The sequence below is a fragment of the Peptacetobacter sp. AB800 genome (assembly GCF_047807365.1).
Lineage (GTDB): Bacteria > Bacillota > Clostridia > Peptostreptococcales > Peptostreptococcaceae > Peptacetobacter.
The window spans coordinates 233,909-249,299 of sequence record NZ_JBLOUI010000001.1 but is presented as its reverse complement, the minus strand read 5'-3'; the positions used below and the strand labels follow the sequence as shown (position 1 = coordinate 249,299).

The following is a 15,391-nucleotide window of genomic DNA, read 5'->3' as shown; positions in this document are numbered from 1 at the left end:
TGAGTAAAGGACAAAAGTTATACAATTATGAGTGTAAGTCTTGTGGATTTGAAAAAGGAGTACCAGAATTTATCTTAGAAGAATTAAGACAAGATGTGTTCTTTTCATCAGGAGCGGTAGCTTCGCTAAATGAAAAAAACATGCCAGAATTAATTTGTCCTAATTGTGGAGCTAAATTTGAATACAAAAAAACTGACAACCGTTAGGTGTCAGTTAAAGGTACTGTCATAAGAACACCTTTTAAAGGTGTTCTATGGCAGTATTTTTTTATATTTAATTTTTTTATTTATAGGAAAATGGAAAGAACAATTTTCTTAAAGAGTTGAATACTTTCTTTAAAAATGGTATCATAAAATGATATGTGATAACTTTTTTTAAGAGCGTGATTGAAATTTGATATTTTGTAATTGATAAATTGAGTTAGAGAGATAATCAAGTTTAGGAAGGAGAATATCAAAGTGGAAGTTAATGTAAAGAATTCGAACAATATAATAAGTAGAATATATCCAGGAAGTATAGCGGAAGAGTTGGAGATAGAAGTCGGTGACCTTTTAATATCGGTAAACGGAGAAAAGGTTAAGGACATTATTCAGTACAGATTCTTAACTGATGACGAGTATATCGAGCTTGAAATACAGACTAAGAGCGGAGAAAGAGTGGTATACGAGATAGAAAAAGATTACGATGAAGAATTGGGATTAGAGTTTACTAACCCTATTATAGATAAAGCAAAAAGCTGCAGAAATAAGTGCATGTTCTGCTTTATAGACCAGCTTCCAAAGGGAATGAGAGAAACTTTATACTTTAAAGACGACGATTCAAGACTATCATTCCTTCAGGGAAATTTCGTAACTCTTACAAATATGAGCGAGCAGGATATAGAGGATATAATAAGATACAGAATTAGCCCAATAAATATATCTGTCCACACTACTAATCCAGAGTTAAGACAGAGAATGATTACAAATAGATTTGCTGGAAAATTATACAGCATAATGGAAAGACTAGCTGAGGCTGGAATAACTATGAACTGCCAGATAGTTTTATGTCCAGGTGTAAACGATGGAAAGGAATTAGAAAGAACTATAACAGATTTATCTAATCTTTATCCAAATGTAAACAGTGTTGCAATAGTTCCAGTTGGGGTAACTAGATACAGAGATCATCTACCTCATCTTGAAATATTCAACGAAAAAACAGCTAATGAAGCACTAGATTTAGTTGAAGGGCTTCAGGAAAAATGCTTAGAAAAATTTGGCTCAAGATTTGCATTTATGTCAGATGAGTTCTACATAATTGCAAATAGAGAAATACCAGACTATGATTCTTATGAAGGATTCCTTCAGTTTGAAGACGGTGTAGGTATGATAAGAAAGCTAGGAACAGAGATAGAGAATTATCTTGATGAGCTTCCAGATGATTACGATGTTAGAGAAAAGACTGTTTCAATAGCTACAGGGAAGTCTGCGTACGAGTTTATAAACAGTATGGCAGAGCTTATAATGAAAAAATTCCCTCAGGTTAAAATAAATGTGTACAGAATAGTAAATGAATTCTGGGGAGAAACAATCACAGTTTCAGGGCTTATAACAGCTCAGGATATTATTAAACAGACAGAAGGTAAAGAAAGAGGAGAAACTCTTTATATAACAAGAAGTATGTTAAAAGCTGATGAGCTTATATTCTTAGATGATGTAACGCTTGAGCAGCTTGAAGAAATTTTAGGTAATGAAGTCGTTCCTTGTGAAAATGAAGGACATGATTTCGTGGATAAGATACTTAAATAACTGATATAAATTAAAAAATGAAAGGAAGGTTGATAAAATGTCAGATATGAATAGACCGATTGTAGCCGTAGTTGGTAGACCTAACGTCGGAAAATCTACAATATTTAACAAATTTGCAGGAAAGAGGATATCGATAGTTGAAGATACTCCTGGGGTAACAAGAGATAGAATATTTACAGAGGTTGAGTGGTTAAATAAATACTTCACTCTAATAGATACAGGTGGGATCGAGCCAAAGAGCGACGATATAATCGTATCTCAGATGAGAAATCAGGCTATGCTTGCTATGGACATGGCTCACGTTATACTAATGGTTGTCGATGGAAAACAGGGTATAACTGCTGCGGATAGAGAAATAGCTGAAACTCTTAGAAGAACAAATAAACCAGTAATATTAGTTGTAAATAAAATAGATAGTATGAGTCAGTATGATAATGTATATGATTTCTATGAATTAGGTCTTGGTGAGCCGTTTGCAATATCTGGGGCAAACAGTATGGGACTTGGGGATTTATTAGATGAAATAGTTGCTAATTTCCCAGAAGGACTTAATACAGAAATAGACGAAGATACTATAAAAGTTGCTATAACAGGTAAACCAAATGCAGGTAAGAGTTCTATACTTAATAACATATTAGGTGAGGACAGAGTTATAGTAAGTCCAATAGCAGGTACTACAAGAGATGCTGTCGATACATACTTCGAAAAGAATGGACAGAATTACCTTCTTATAGATACAGCAGGACTTAGAAGAAAAAGTAAAGTATACGAAAGTGTTGAAAAATACAGTGTTATAAGAGCTATGAGTGCTGTTGATAGAGCAGATGTTGTTCTTATAGTAATAGACGCTCAGGAAGGTGTTACAGAACAGGATACTAAAGTCGCTGGTATAGCACACGATGAAGGTAAAGCTTGTATATTTGTAATAAATAAATGGGACTTAATAGAAAAAGACAATAAAACAGTTAAAAAATATACTGATGAAATAAGAACTAAATTCCCATTCATGGCTTATGCTCCTATACTATTTGTATCAGCTCTTACAAATAAGAGAATGAACAAAATACTTGAAACAGTTGATTTCGTAGCATCAGAACATGCTAAGAGAATATCTACTTCTGCTTTAAATGAGGTAATAGGTGAAGCAGTTATGTTAAATCAGCCACCATCAGATAAAGGTAGAAGATTAAAAATATACTATGGAGCACAGACAGATATAAAACCTCCTAAGATAACTCTATTTATAAATGATAAAGAACTTACTCATTTCTCATATCAGAGATATCTTGAAAATAGAATAAGAGAAAACTTTGGATTTGAAGGAACTTCAATAAGATTTGAATACAGACAGAAAAAGAGATAATTAAAGGGGGTAATTATTGAGAATGTTAGGTTATATTCTAATTGCCGTAGTGGCGTATTTACTAGGAAATATATCGACATCTTATATAATAGCCAAAAGAATAGCTGGTATCGATATAAGAACACAGGGTTCTGGAAATGCAGGATCTACAAATGTTTTAAGAACATTAGGTAAAAAAGCAGGGTTGATGACTTTTATCGGGGATGTGTTAAAAGGTGCTCTTGCTGTTTTAGTAGCTTGTATAGTATCAAAATTTATACCGATAGATACATTAACTGCAAAATATGTTGCAGTTGTAGGTGTTGTTGTAGGTCATAACTGGCCAGCATTTTTAGGATTCAGAGGTGGAAAAGGTGTTGCAACATCACTAGGTGCAATGCTTGCAGTACATCCAGTTGCAGCGCTTACTTGTTTTGCTGTATTTGGTGTTGTTGTAGCAGTTACAAAATACGTATCTTTAGGTTCAGTAATAGGTATAGCGTGTTCACCAATAGTAGTGTATTTAATGGGCAAAAAAGAGGCTATTCCAGTAACTGTATTTTTAGGACTGTCAGTAATATATACACATAGAGCAAACTTAAAAAGAGTATTTAGTGGAAACGAAAGAAAAATTGGACAGAAGAAGAATTAATCATCTTCAGGAGGGATATTATGAAGAAGGTATGCGTATTAGGTACAGGTAGCTGGGGTACAGCTCTAGCTTTGAGCCTGGCAAAAAATAATTTTGACGTTCTTATGTGGTCTAGAAGAAAAGAACGGGCTGAAAGTATAAATAAAAATAGAGAAAATACGGAATATCTACCAGGAGCAACATTTCCTGATAATTTAAATGTAACAGATGATTTAGATGAAGCTGTAAAAGATAGTAAGATAGTTGTTTTAGCAGTTCCATCTCAGGCTGTTAGGGGAATGTGTGTTAAATTAAAAGGAAAATTAACACCGGATCAGATTATTGTAAATGTTGCAAAAGGTCTTGAAAAGGGAACTGGAAAAAGACTTTCTGAAGTTTGTGCAGAAGAGCTTCCTGATTCTAAGTATGTTATGTTATCTGGGCCATCTCATGCAGAGGAGGTCGCAAAAGACCTACCTACTACAATAGTGGTTTCATCAGAAGATATAGAATACGCTCAGATAGTTCAGGATGCGTTTATGTCGCCAACACTTAGAGTTTATACAAACTCAGACCTTATAGGTGTTGAACTTGGTGGAGCTTTAAAGAACATCATAGCTTTTGGAGCAGGTATATGCGACGGTTTAGGCTATGGTGATAATACTAAGGCGGCACTTATGACAAGAGGTATAACTGAGATAAGTAGACTTGGTGTTGCTATGGGTGCAAAGGCGATTACTTTCACTGGACTTTCTGGTATAGGAGATTTAATAGTTACTTGTACAAGTATGCACAGTAGAAATAGAAGAGCAGGGATACTTATAGGAGAAGGGTACTCTGTTGAAGAAACTCTTGAAAAGGTTAAGATGGTTGTTGAAGGAATAACTGCTACTGAGGTTGCACATGATGTAGCTCAGAAATTAGGTATAGATATGCCTATAACTAATGCGATATATGCTGTTGTTCACGATGGACTTGAACCTTATGAAGGAATAAAAGGACTAATGACTAGAAACAAAAAGAACGAAGTAGAACATATAGGGCTATAAGAAATAAAGAGGGTATATCCAAATTACTCCAGGCTTCAGTGGCACGCACGTTTATGTAACACATTTAAATGTTGCGTGCCACTTGCAGATTGTCGTGTATTTGGATATACCCTCTTTTATTTTAGCCGAAAGCAAAATGCATGGAGATTTATCTGGCTTCGAACTTTGCTTTTCAAGCTAAGTTTTCAAAATGTTGCAAAGTTATTCAGATTGTCGGAGCAAATCAATCAAATTTGTTCTTTAAAAAAAGACATCACCACAAAATAAATTGTGAGAGCTTATATCGATATATGTAAATAAAATTGTTTAATAGAAGGTAAAATGTAAGATATTTATATTATGTAAAAAATATTATAGAAAAATAAAATATTTTATATAAAAAATATCAATGATTATATTTTATATAAACTATTTACAAATTTGTTAAAAAATGTTAGTATGAAAATATAGAAATAGTTGAAAGTAGTTAGGTGTTTAAATTGAAAAAAATTTTATATTGCTTAAAAAAGAGTATCCATTTAATTTGTAAATATAGTAAATTATATTTATTGATTACACTAGTCTGTATGATTTTCCAAGGAATTATTCCTGCAATACTTATTGTAATTATGCAAAATTGTATAAATTTATTACAAAAATCAAATGTAAAATTGATAAATATTTTTAGCTTACTTTTAATGTACATAGGATTAAATATATTAAATTCTATAATTTCACATAGTTATCAATTTTATAGTTTTAAATTTAATTTAAACTTTACTAAAAATATAAACATCAAATCTTTAGAGAAAATAGATGAACTAAGTGTAGAAAAATTTGAAAATTCTGAAGTGTATGATTTGATAGATAAAGCACAAATGCAAGGAGCAACAGATATATTAACATATGTTTCTCAAATATTTTCTATCTTTAAAGAATTAATAACTATGATAAGTATAGGAACTATTTTAGTTAAATTTGAAAGGGGGAAAAGTTTATGTATGGTAAAAAAAGAAATTTATCTAATGGTGTAGCAGGATTAAGACAAGAATGTACATTTACATGTCCAATTGTTTGTAAAGAGGTTTCTTTAACACTATGTAAATGTAAAAATACAGATTATGCAAATAGAGGAAGTGGATATTCAGGAAATTTAAATTCTATAGTACATGGCTATAGAGCACCTACTTTTGGGGAATAAAACTATGATATAAAATAAAAGGAGGAATTATTATGAGTAAAACAAGTAAAATGAGTGAATTTGAAAGAAATACTATCCTTATAGGAAGTGGATTTTTTCTAGCAGTATCAATAGTATTTCGCTTAGCAGAACCTTATGCTCAAAAAGTTTTTGAAGACCTTTTATTACCTATTAACTGGATTAATGGACTAGGAATAATATTACTTTTACTAGGCTTAATCTTTTTTGCTTTTGAAAGATGGATGAATACACCATTCTTCTATGGGAAATGTCAAAGTGGTGGATCTAATGCAAATTCATTTTTCGTTTTAGTATTAGGTGTATTTACTATTGATTTTACTACAGTTCAGTTTGTTATTGCTCTAATAGCTGTTCTTGTTTATATGGCGATAGTTGGTTGCTTAGTTTCAAAATTAAGAAGAGAGAAAAAAGGGGAATAGATAATAATAAAAATAAATAATATTCTACTAAATTATAAATATATAATAAATAAAAAACTATAGATTAAATATAAAAGTTAAATATTGGGATTGTTGTAATAATTTGCGACAGTCCCTTTTTTTCTCTTTTTATAAGTTGTTAAATTTGGTATAATATAATATGGTATAAAATATTGAAATTATGCTCTGATTTTGTCATTTGATTGTGTTTTTTGATTTTACGATTAAAAAATGATAAATTTAGATAGTTAAAAGTATGATATAGATCATATATTTTTAAATTTTAAAAATAGGCGGTGATTTATATGGAAAATATTAGAGAAAATATTGAAAGTATAAGAAAGAGAATAGCAGATGCAGCTAAGAGAGCTGGCAGAGATGCCGATGATATAAAGCTTATTGCAGTTACTAAGACTGTTGATGTTGATAAGGTTGAGGAAGCTATAGCAGCAGATGCTTTAGATGCTGGAGAGAATAAGCCTCAGGAATTAGCGAGAAAGTATGAGGTTTTAGGAGATAAGATTAGATGGCATCAAATAGGATCATTACAGACAAATAAAGTTAAATATATAATAGACAAGGTTTGTATGATACATTCTTTAGATAGAGAAGGGCTTGCTGAGGAGATAGACAAGAGAGCTAATAAAATAGGTAGGGTGATTGATTGTCTTGTTCAGGTGAATATTTCTGGAGAAGAGAGTAAACACGGCATGTCTAGAGAAGAAGTAGAGCCATTTGTTAGATTAGTAGCTGAAAAATATCCCAATATAAAGATAAAGGGACTTATGACAATGGCGCCATTTGACGCTGAGAGAGATGAGATAAGAAAAGTATTCAGAGATCTTAAAGAGCTTTCTGATGAAATAAATAATATGAATATAGGAAATGTTGAGATGAAAGAGCTTTCTATGGGTATGACAAATGATTTTGAAATAGCTGTAGAAGAGGGAGCTACAATGGTTAGAGTCGGAACTGCTATATTCGGAAAAAGAAATTACAACAAATAACAAAGTAAATTGGAGGACAGTAACATGGCAAAAATAATCGATAAAATGAAGAATATATTCAGTGATGATGACGATTTAGATTACGATGAATATGAAGGTGATGAATACGAATATGATGATGTAGAGGAAGAAGAGGAAGTTGAAGAAACTGAAGATTACAGTGCTCTACCATCTAATCCTAAAATAGGAAAAGTAATCGACTACCCAGCAGGAGGACATATGAAAGTTGTTATATATGCTCCTAAAATATACGACGAAGCAACTCAGATAGCAGATGCTTTAAAACAGAGAAAAACAGTAGTTGTAAACCTAGATGGAGTATCATCTCCACAGGTTAAAAAATCTATATTCGACTTCTTAAATGGGGCAGTTTATGTATTAGATGGAGATATCCAGAAAGTTGCTGGATCAATATTCATACTTGCTCCAAATAATGTTGATATAGATGCCAGTGTGAAAAAAGAACTAGAAAGTAGAGCGCTTTTCCCTTGGCAGAAATAATAACAAAATAATATAGATGAAAGTGGGAATGCTAATGCATACATTAAGGATAGCTATAGCCTATCTTCTTGATATAATTTCATGGATAATAGTGGTTAAAAGCTTATTTACATGGGTTCCATCTCTTATGGAAACAAAGTTATATCAGATAATGGACGAAATAACAGAGCCAATAGAAGGACCTATAAGAAGAATACTTTATAAAAATTACTCTGGTCCTGTAGATTTTTCGCCTGTTATAGCGATAATAATACTGATATTCTTGAAAGGACTAGTTTTATAGGATGGACAAGATAAGACTTACTAACCACATAAAGGATATAGAATTAAAGAACAAGATGTTCAAATTGATAGATAAAGCTAATACCTGTCTAAAGAATTATGAAGCAAAAAGTACTGAATTTATGAATCCATTTGAGATAAAGAATGCTATGGATATAATTAATTCAGAGTCTGATTTGAAGTATCATTCTGATGGAGGATATGAAGGTGCGGAGAGAAGTGTGCTATCTATATACCCATTTTATATGGAGTATGAGGATATTGAGCAGCCTATAAAATTCATACAGATTGATGGAAATTTCAAATTTAGAAGTGTATCTCATAAAGATTATTTGGGTTCTATTTTAGGGCTTGGAATAAAGAGAGAAAAGATAGGTGATATATTAATTCACGAAGATTTTTGTCAGGTTGTAGTTAGCAGCGATATATGTGATTATATTGTTATGAACCTCACAAAAGTTGCTACAAATTCTGTAAAAGTAAAGGAAATAAATCGAGAAGAATTAAAGACTTCAGAAAAGAAATACAAAGATATCTCGTTTACAGTATCTTCAGATAGACTAGATTGTGTAATAAGTGGAATATACAATATTTCTAGACAGGAAAGTCTAAAGTACATAAATGCGGAGAGAGTCCATTTGAATTATGAAAAGATAACATCTGCATCAAAGACGGTATCTTCAGGAGATCTTATTTCAGTAAGGGGAAAAGGAAGATCTGAAGTTGTTGAAATAGGCGGGGAGACCAGAAAAGGAAGAACTAGAGTAAAAGCTAGAATAATATTATAGTTGAGGAGAAGATAATGATAACACCACAGGAGATAGAAGAAAAAGTTTTTAAAAAATCTATGAGAGGATTCAACTGTGAAGAAGTTGATGAATTTTTAGATGATTTAAGAGTAGATTATGAAAATCTTATAAGAGAAAATGAATCTCTTAAAGAGAGAGTTAGAATGTACAGCGAGCAGTTAAATAAATACACAAACATAGAGGATACTTTAAAAGAAACTCTTATAACAGCTCAGACAGCTGCAGAAGATACTACATCTGCTGCAAATAAAAAAGCTAGAATAATAGTAGAAGAAGCTGAATTTATGGGAAAACAGAAAATAGACGAAGCTACAAGCAGAGTTATCGAAATCAGAAAAGAATACGATAATCTTACTGCTGAATTTAAGATGTTCAAAAATAAATTCAAATCACTTCTAGAAAGCGAAATAAAAAATATAGACGAAATATGCTCTAATATAGATACTGGACTTGCAAGTCAGTATGAATGGAGAACTGCTATGGATAGTTATGAAGATGAAAGATTTGATATAGATGATACTTTTGGCGCAACTGGAGCAATGGATGATGAAGAAGAATATCATTCTGATGAGGAACGAACTTCTCCAGAAGACATATTCAATCTATAAAAAAATATTATAAATAATATTGAATTTAGAGATAATATAGAATTATCTGAAAAAAATAAAAAATAACTATTGACTAAAATTAGTTTTTGGTATAAACTTTCAAAGTATAGAAAACAAAATCTTTAAAGGCTATGATGAAGACAGTAGACTCATGATTTTATTTTTACAGAGAACCGGATTAGCTGAGAACCGGCAAAATATACTGAGTTGAATATCACTTCGGAGCTGAAGGCTGAAAGATTTATCCTATTTGGATTTATCAAATAAGTTATTCCGGTAATGTGCCGTTATACAGTAGAGTGTCGTATAGATAATTTTTAAATTTATCTATGCGGAATTAGGGTGGTAACGCGAGCAACTCGTCCCTTTGTGTATGCAAAGGCGACGAGTTTTTTTTATTTGAAAAACTTATTTTGGAAAACTTGAGCAATTAAAGATAAAGAATAATTAGAGGAAAGGGTGAATTAATAATGGCGAACTTTAAACCATTAGTAGACACTTCTGTTAAAGAAGCAGAAGCAAAAGTATTTGATTACTGGCAGGACATCGATATACTAGAAAGAACTTTAGAAAAAGGTCAGAACGATCCAAGTTTCGTATTCTTTGAAGGACCTCCAACAGCAAATGGAAACCCTGGTATACACCACGTTGTTGCCAGAACATTAAAAGACTGGGTATGTAGATATAAAACAATGTCTGGATACCAGGTAAAAAGAAAAGCTGGTTGGGATACTCATGGTCTTCCAGTAGAAATACAGGTAGAAAAAGAATTAGGATTATCTGATAAACAGGAAATAGAAGATTACGGAATAGCAGAATTCTGTGATAAATGTAGAGAGTCAGTATTCTCTTTTGAAAAACAGTGGAGAAACATGACGGAAAGAATGGCTTATGAAGTTGACCTTGATAACCCATACATAACATTAGACAACAACTACATAGAATCTGTTTGGTGGATATTAAATAAATTCAACAAAGAAGGATATATGTATGAAGGACATAAAATACTTCCTTACTGCCCAAGATGTGGAACTGGTCTTGCATCACACGAGGTTGCACAGGGATATAAAGAAGTAAAAACTAATACATTAGTAGCTAAATTCAAAAAAGCTGGAACTGAAAATGAATACTTCTTAGCATGGACAACTACTCCATGGACATTACCATCAAACGTATCATTAACAGTAAATCCAGAAGTTACTTATGTAAAAGTTAAACCAGCTGATGTAGATGAATACTACTACTTAGGCGAACCATTACTTGAAAAAGTAATGAAAGATAGAGAATACGAAGTTGTTGAAAAAATTACTGGTAAAGATTTAGAATATGTTGAATACGAACAGTTATTAGACTTCGTAAAACCTGATAAAAAAGCTTTCTTCATAACTTGCGCTGATTACGTAACTACTGAAGACGGTACAGGTATAGTACATACTGCTCCAGCATTTGGGGAAGACGACTACAACTGTGGTAAAAAATATGGTTTACCAGTACTTCAGCCAGTTGATGAAAGAGGAGAATTTACTGCAACTCCATGGAAAGGTAAATTCGTAATGGAAGAAGGACTAGATGTTGAAATAATAAAATATCTAGCTAAAGAAAATAAATTATTCAGCAAAGAAAAAGTTGTTCACAACTATCCTCACTGCTGGAGATGTCAGACTCCACTTGTTTACTATGCTAAACCAAGTTGGTACATAGAAATGACTAAATTAAAAGACCAGTTAATAGCTAACAACAACACTGTAAACTGGTATCCAGAATTCGTTGGTCAGGGAAGATTTGGTAACTGGCTAGAAGAATTAAAAGACTGGGCAATATCAAGAAGTAGATATTGGGGAACTCCTCTTCCAATGTGGAGATGTGAATGTGGAAATACAGAATCTGTAGGATCAAGACAGGAATTAGCTGATATGGCTGTTGAAGAAGTAGATCCAGCAACTGTAGAACTACACAGACCATATGTAGATGAAATACATCTAAAATGTCCAAAATGTGGTAAACCAATGACTAGAGTAAAAGACGTTATAGACTGCTGGTTCGATTCAGGATCAATGCCATTTGCTCAGCATCATTACCCATTTGAAAATAAAGAAAACTTTGATCAGTTATTCCCAGCAGATTACATCTGTGAAGGTATAGACCAGACAAGAGGATGGTTCTACTCATTATTAGCAATATCAACATTTGTAATGGGTAAAGCACCATACAAAAACGTACTAGTTAACGACCTTGTTCTTGATAAAGACGGTAAGAAAATGTCTAAATCAAGAGGAAATACTGTTAACCCATTTGAATTATTCGACAAATATGGAGCCGATGCTTTAAGATGGTACTTATTATACGTATCTCCACCATGGACTCCAATAAGATTCGACGAAGAAGGATTAAAAGAAGTTCAGTCTAAATTCGTAGGAACAATGAAGAACGTATACAACTTCTTCACTCTATACGCTAATACTGACAATATAAATCCTGGTGATTTCTTCGTTGAATACAAAGATAGATCAGAATTAGATAGATGGATACTTTCTAAATTCAACAACTTAAAAGCTGAAATAGAAGAAAACCTAGAAATATTCGAAGTTAACAAAACTATAAGAAGAATACAGGAATTCATAAATGACGATTTATCTAACTGGTATATAAGAAGATCTAGAAGAAGATTCTGGGAACCAGAATTAACTGAAGATAAAAAAGCAGTTTACAACACTACTTATGAATTATTAACTGAATTATGTAGAGTTGTAGCTCCATTTGCTCCTTACTTATCAGAAGAAATGTACAGAAACTTAACTGGAGAAGAATCAGTTCATCTAGCTTCTTATCCAAGATGCAACAAAGAGCTTCTTGATGAAAAACTAGAAGAAAAAATGGACTTAGTTAAAAACTTAGTTACTCTAGGAAGAGCTTCAAGAGAAAACGCTAGAATAAAAGTTCGTCAGCCATTAAAAGAAGTATTAATAGATGGAAAATACGAATCTGTTATAGCTGACTTAGTTGACATAATAAAAGAAGAATTAAATGTTAAAGAAGTTGTATTCGCTAAAGATTTAAGTGAATACATGAACTACAGCTTAAAACCTAACTTCAGAGAAGTTGGTTCAGTATTAGGTAAAAAAGTAAATGCATTTGGTAAAGCTTTAGCAGCATTAGATGCACATGATACTGTAACTAAACTTGAAAACGGTGAAAAAGTAGTAGTCAACCTTGATGGAGAAGACTTCGAATTTGGTGAAGAATATGTTCTTGTAAACATATCAGCTAAAGAAGGATTCAACGTATCTATGCAGAACAACGTATTCGTTCTTCTTGACACAGAATTAAACGAAGACTTAATAAACGAAGGATTTGCTAGAGAATTCATATCTAAAGTACAGCAGTTAAGAAAAGCTGCAAACTTTGAAGTTCTAGACAACATAGTAATAGACTACTGCTCAGATGATGAAGTAGCTAAAGCAGTTGCTGAATTTGAAGACTACATCAAATCAGAAACTCTAGCTGTTGAATTAAACAGAGTAGAAGATGCTAGCTTAGAACAGCACAACTTAAACGACCATATGACAGGAATAAAAGTAACTAGAAAATAATTTCTAATTAGCTTAGATGTCATAAGGACTAGAAAATTAATAAAAAATATAATATAATGATAATGTTATATCAACTAAAAGAAGTGTTTCGGATTCCGGAGCACTTCTTTAATGCGCAAAATTAATGTTTAGAGAGAAAATATTTTAAAATCAAATCAAAAAGGGAGAAAATTTAATAGGAGGTAAGATATGGGAGATAGAAAAAAAGGGATCTCGTTAGTTCTAATCGCCACAACATTCTGGGGAATGATGGGGATAAACAGTAGAACATTATCATTAGCTGGTCTTTCTGCTATGGATATAGCATTTATCAGATGCTCTATTGCTGGGGTATTATTTACAATTTATATGTTAATTAGAAAGCCAGAGGAATTAAAACAAAAATTATCGGGAATACTTGTAGGATGCTTATATGGAGTAGTATGCTTCGTACTAGGATTTATGACATACAACGTATCTGTTGAAAGAGTGCCGATATCAGTTGCTACAGTGCTTATGTTTACAAATCCAATATGGGTGTCTATATTTGGAGCGGTTGTATTTAAGGACAAGATGACTAAGAAAAAAGTATTAGTTATATGTATGTGTATAGTTGGATGTATATGCATATCAGACGTAATGTCTACTGGAGGAGCAAATTTAGACGTTATAGGTATAGCTGCAGGTCTTATAAACGGAATGACTTTTGCTATGCAGATAATAATACCAAGATTCTTTGATGGTAAGTACTCAAAAGATGCAATACTAGTCTATGGATTTATATCAAGTACGATTGTACTATCGTTCTTTACAGATTTCTCAAATATAGCATCTGCTGTAACAGGACCAAATTCTATGGTAGTAATAGCTAACATGCTTGCTATATCAGTACTTTCAACATTCATAGCTAGCACATTCTATGTCAAATCAACAGAATACATAGAAACTCAGGTTACAAGTATACTAGTATCACTAGAACCGATACTAGGAAGCATATTTGCGTTCTTCATATTTGGAGAAACAATGTCTCAAACTCAACTACTTGGTGCAGCCATAGTAATACTTGCTGCATGCATACTAGAAACAGACTTATCAAAAATAACAGAAAAAATAATGCTACCTTTCTCAAGTAAACAAATAAAATAAAAAAATAAAAATTTATATGTTAATAACTCTCGGAGATTGAAGTCATAGACAAACTCCTCTCCAGGCAATCAAGTTGCATTTTCGAGTTCGTTTTGTCTATGCACTTCAATCTACCAAGTTAGTTATTATTTCTATAAGTTTTAATTTAAACAAGCCAAACAGTTTATAAAATTATTAAAATATTTATAATAAAGTAACTGTTTTATTTAATCTATTATAAATTTATTAACTTAAAAGAGCGGATAAATAAAAATTTACCAAAGCTATTGATAGTATGTGGCATATGAGTTATATAGACAAAACTCTTTCGACAATCTGCAGGCGTGTATTTTATTTACAATAATAAAGATTACTTACACGCACGCCGAAGCCTGGAGAAGAGTTTGTCTATATCTCATATGCTCTGCATAATAACAAAGTTTTGGTAAATTTTTATTTCCAGATTGATACTAGGCACTCAGATATGTCCCCAAATGGTATTGGTTCAGACTTCAAGATACTCTGCATTACAAGTCCATCTACTATTGATATAAGTAGGAATGAGATTGCATCTGCCTTATCTTTAAACTCATCAGAAAGATTTTCCACAAGAGAGTCCTTTAAAGCAAGTCTCCACTCTCTATATTTCTCTTTGAATTGATTTCTAAGAGCTTCGTTTTCAGTTATTGCTTCACATATTAAATACATGTGTATTCTTCCTGTTGAAGAAATAGTAGAGATATTATCTAAAAGTATTTTTACTAGATCTAAATCGTCTATTCCCTGTATGTTTCTTACACACATCAGAACAGCTTCATTTATAATATTCAAGTGTACGTCGGCTATTTCAGCTATTATATCGTCTTTTGACGCATAATAGTAATAAAGAGTACCTTTACTTATATTTGCGTGTCGAGCGATATCAGCAAGACTTGTATTCTTTACGCCTTGCTTTGTAATAAGCTTAATAGCGGCATCTATAATTAGTTGTTTTGTATTATTTACTGATTTCATTTTAGCACCTTTCTTTAACTGTTATAAAAATATTATAATCTTATATA

The 15,391-nt window shown here is 32.1% G+C and carries 16 protein-coding genes and 1 other annotated feature; of the genes, 15 read left to right on the top strand and 1 reads right to left on the bottom strand.

All coding sequences use genetic code 11. From position 1 onward, the window contains the following. The 15 genes from ACK2WN_RS01215 to ACK2WN_RS01145 form a co-directional block, all read left to right on the top strand. Positions 1-206: hypothetical protein (locus ACK2WN_RS01215; RefSeq protein ID WP_416154579.1), on the top strand; the 206-nt coding region annotated here is incomplete at its 5' end. A gap of 252 nt (positions 207-458) precedes the next feature. Next, complete coding sequence (locus ACK2WN_RS01210; protein WP_118548329.1) at positions 459-1,787, top strand: DUF512 domain-containing protein; 1,329 nt, start codon at positions 459-461, stop codon at positions 1,785-1,787. 37 nt (positions 1,788-1,824) lie between these two features. Continuing rightward, the gene (der, locus tag ACK2WN_RS01205; RefSeq protein WP_300528650.1) at positions 1,825-3,150 is read left to right on the top strand and encodes a ribosome biogenesis GTPase Der; all 1,326 of its coding nucleotides are present in this window, start codon (positions 1,825-1,827) and stop codon (positions 3,148-3,150) included. Positions 3,151-3,172: 22 nt separating this feature from the next. Beyond that, complete coding sequence (plsY, locus tag ACK2WN_RS01200; RefSeq protein ID WP_300528648.1) at positions 3,173-3,781, top strand: glycerol-3-phosphate 1-O-acyltransferase PlsY; 609 nt, start codon at positions 3,173-3,175, stop codon at positions 3,779-3,781. A gap of 20 nt (positions 3,782-3,801) precedes the next feature. After that, entirely contained in the window at positions 3,802-4,809 is a 1,008-nt protein-coding gene (locus ACK2WN_RS01195) for an NAD(P)H-dependent glycerol-3-phosphate dehydrogenase (protein WP_300528646.1), read from the top strand. Between the two features lie 479 nt (positions 4,810-5,288). Next, on the top strand, positions 5,289-5,822 hold the full coding sequence (locus tag ACK2WN_RS01190) for a hypothetical protein (protein ID WP_300528644.1): 534 nt from the start codon (positions 5,289-5,291) through the stop codon (positions 5,820-5,822). Then, positions 5,786-5,989 carry a hypothetical protein gene (locus ACK2WN_RS01185; protein WP_300528641.1) on the top strand — a complete coding sequence of 68 codons (204 nt, stop codon included), beginning with the start codon at positions 5,786-5,788 and terminating at the stop codon, positions 5,987-5,989. The genes ACK2WN_RS01190 and ACK2WN_RS01185 overlap by 37 nt, the downstream gene beginning before the upstream one ends. 32 nt (positions 5,990-6,021) lie before the next feature. After that, on the top strand, positions 6,022-6,429 hold the full coding sequence (locus ACK2WN_RS01180) for a hypothetical protein (protein ID WP_300528639.1): 408 nt from the start codon (positions 6,022-6,024) through the stop codon (positions 6,427-6,429). Positions 6,430-6,734: 305 nt separating this feature from the next. Next, the gene (locus ACK2WN_RS01175) at positions 6,735-7,436 is read left to right on the top strand and encodes a YggS family pyridoxal phosphate-dependent enzyme (protein WP_300528637.1); all 702 of its coding nucleotides are present in this window, start codon (positions 6,735-6,737) and stop codon (positions 7,434-7,436) included. 24 nt (positions 7,437-7,460) lie between these two features. After that, entirely contained in the window at positions 7,461-7,937 is a 477-nt protein-coding gene (locus ACK2WN_RS01170) for a cell division protein SepF (RefSeq protein ID WP_300528635.1), read from the top strand. 34 nt (positions 7,938-7,971) lie between these two features. Next, the gene (locus tag ACK2WN_RS01165; RefSeq protein ID WP_199647493.1) at positions 7,972-8,220 is read left to right on the top strand and encodes a YggT family protein; all 249 of its coding nucleotides are present in this window, start codon (positions 7,972-7,974) and stop codon (positions 8,218-8,220) included. Between the two features lies 1 nt (position 8,221). Further along, the gene (locus ACK2WN_RS01160) at positions 8,222-9,007 is read left to right on the top strand and encodes an RNA-binding protein (RefSeq protein WP_300528629.1); all 786 of its coding nucleotides are present in this window, start codon (positions 8,222-8,224) and stop codon (positions 9,005-9,007) included. 14 nt (positions 9,008-9,021) lie between these two features. Then, positions 9,022-9,636, top strand: a complete 615-nt coding sequence (locus tag ACK2WN_RS01155; RefSeq protein WP_201416148.1) for a DivIVA domain-containing protein — start codon at positions 9,022-9,024, stop codon at positions 9,634-9,636. Between the two features lie 122 nt (positions 9,637-9,758). Then, positions 9,759-10,006: a binding site (T-box leader), on the top strand. Positions 10,007-10,106: 100 nt separating this feature from the next. Beyond that, positions 10,107-13,226 carry an isoleucine--tRNA ligase gene (gene ileS, locus ACK2WN_RS01150; RefSeq protein ID WP_300528622.1) on the top strand — a complete coding sequence of 1,040 codons (3,120 nt, stop codon included), beginning with the start codon at positions 10,107-10,109 and terminating at the stop codon, positions 13,224-13,226. Between the two features lie 189 nt (positions 13,227-13,415). Continuing rightward, entirely contained in the window at positions 13,416-14,351 is a 936-nt protein-coding gene (locus ACK2WN_RS01145; RefSeq protein WP_416154578.1) for a DMT family transporter, read from the top strand. Positions 14,352-14,783: 432 nt separating this feature from the next. Here the strand turns inward: ACK2WN_RS01145 and ACK2WN_RS01140 are convergent, their stop codons facing one another. After that, the gene (locus tag ACK2WN_RS01140; protein ID WP_300528618.1) at positions 14,784-15,344 is read right to left on the bottom strand and encodes a TetR/AcrR family transcriptional regulator; all 561 of its coding nucleotides are present in this window, start codon (positions 15,342-15,344) and stop codon (positions 14,784-14,786) included. Positions 15,345-15,391 lie beyond the last annotated feature (47 nt).

What these genes read in the sequence shown, in the direction of transcription:
- ACK2WN_RS01160 (WP_300528629.1), top strand. Translation starts at nt 8,222, where the DNA reads ATGGACAAGATAAGACTTACTAACCACATAAAGGATATAGAATTAAAG.
- ACK2WN_RS01155 (WP_201416148.1), top strand. Translation starts at nt 9,022, where the DNA reads ATGATAACACCACAGGAGATAGAAGAAAAAGTTTTTAAAAAATCTATG.
- ACK2WN_RS01195 (WP_300528646.1), top strand. Translation starts at nt 3,802, where the DNA reads ATGAAGAAGGTATGCGTATTAGGTACAGGTAGCTGGGGTACAGCTCTA.
- ACK2WN_RS01180 (WP_300528639.1), top strand. Translation starts at nt 6,022, where the DNA reads ATGAGTAAAACAAGTAAAATGAGTGAATTTGAAAGAAATACTATCCTT.
- ACK2WN_RS01175 (WP_300528637.1), top strand. Translation starts at nt 6,735, where the DNA reads ATGGAAAATATTAGAGAAAATATTGAAAGTATAAGAAAGAGAATAGCA.
- ACK2WN_RS01145 (WP_416154578.1), top strand. Translation starts at nt 13,416, where the DNA reads ATGGGAGATAGAAAAAAAGGGATCTCGTTAGTTCTAATCGCCACAACA.
- ACK2WN_RS01165 (WP_199647493.1), top strand. Translation starts at nt 7,972, where the DNA reads ATGCATACATTAAGGATAGCTATAGCCTATCTTCTTGATATAATTTCA.
- ACK2WN_RS01185 (WP_300528641.1), top strand. Translation starts at nt 5,786, where the DNA reads ATGTATGGTAAAAAAAGAAATTTATCTAATGGTGTAGCAGGATTAAGA.
- der (WP_300528650.1), top strand. Translation starts at nt 1,825, where the DNA reads ATGTCAGATATGAATAGACCGATTGTAGCCGTAGTTGGTAGACCTAAC.
- ACK2WN_RS01170 (WP_300528635.1), top strand. Translation starts at nt 7,461, where the DNA reads ATGGCAAAAATAATCGATAAAATGAAGAATATATTCAGTGATGATGAC.
- ACK2WN_RS01140 (WP_300528618.1), bottom strand. Translation starts at nt 15,344, where the DNA reads ATGAAATCAGTAAATAATACAAAACAACTAATTATAGATGCCGCTATT.
- plsY (WP_300528648.1), top strand. Translation starts at nt 3,173, where the DNA reads ATGTTAGGTTATATTCTAATTGCCGTAGTGGCGTATTTACTAGGAAAT.
- ileS (WP_300528622.1), top strand. Translation starts at nt 10,107, where the DNA reads ATGGCGAACTTTAAACCATTAGTAGACACTTCTGTTAAAGAAGCAGAA.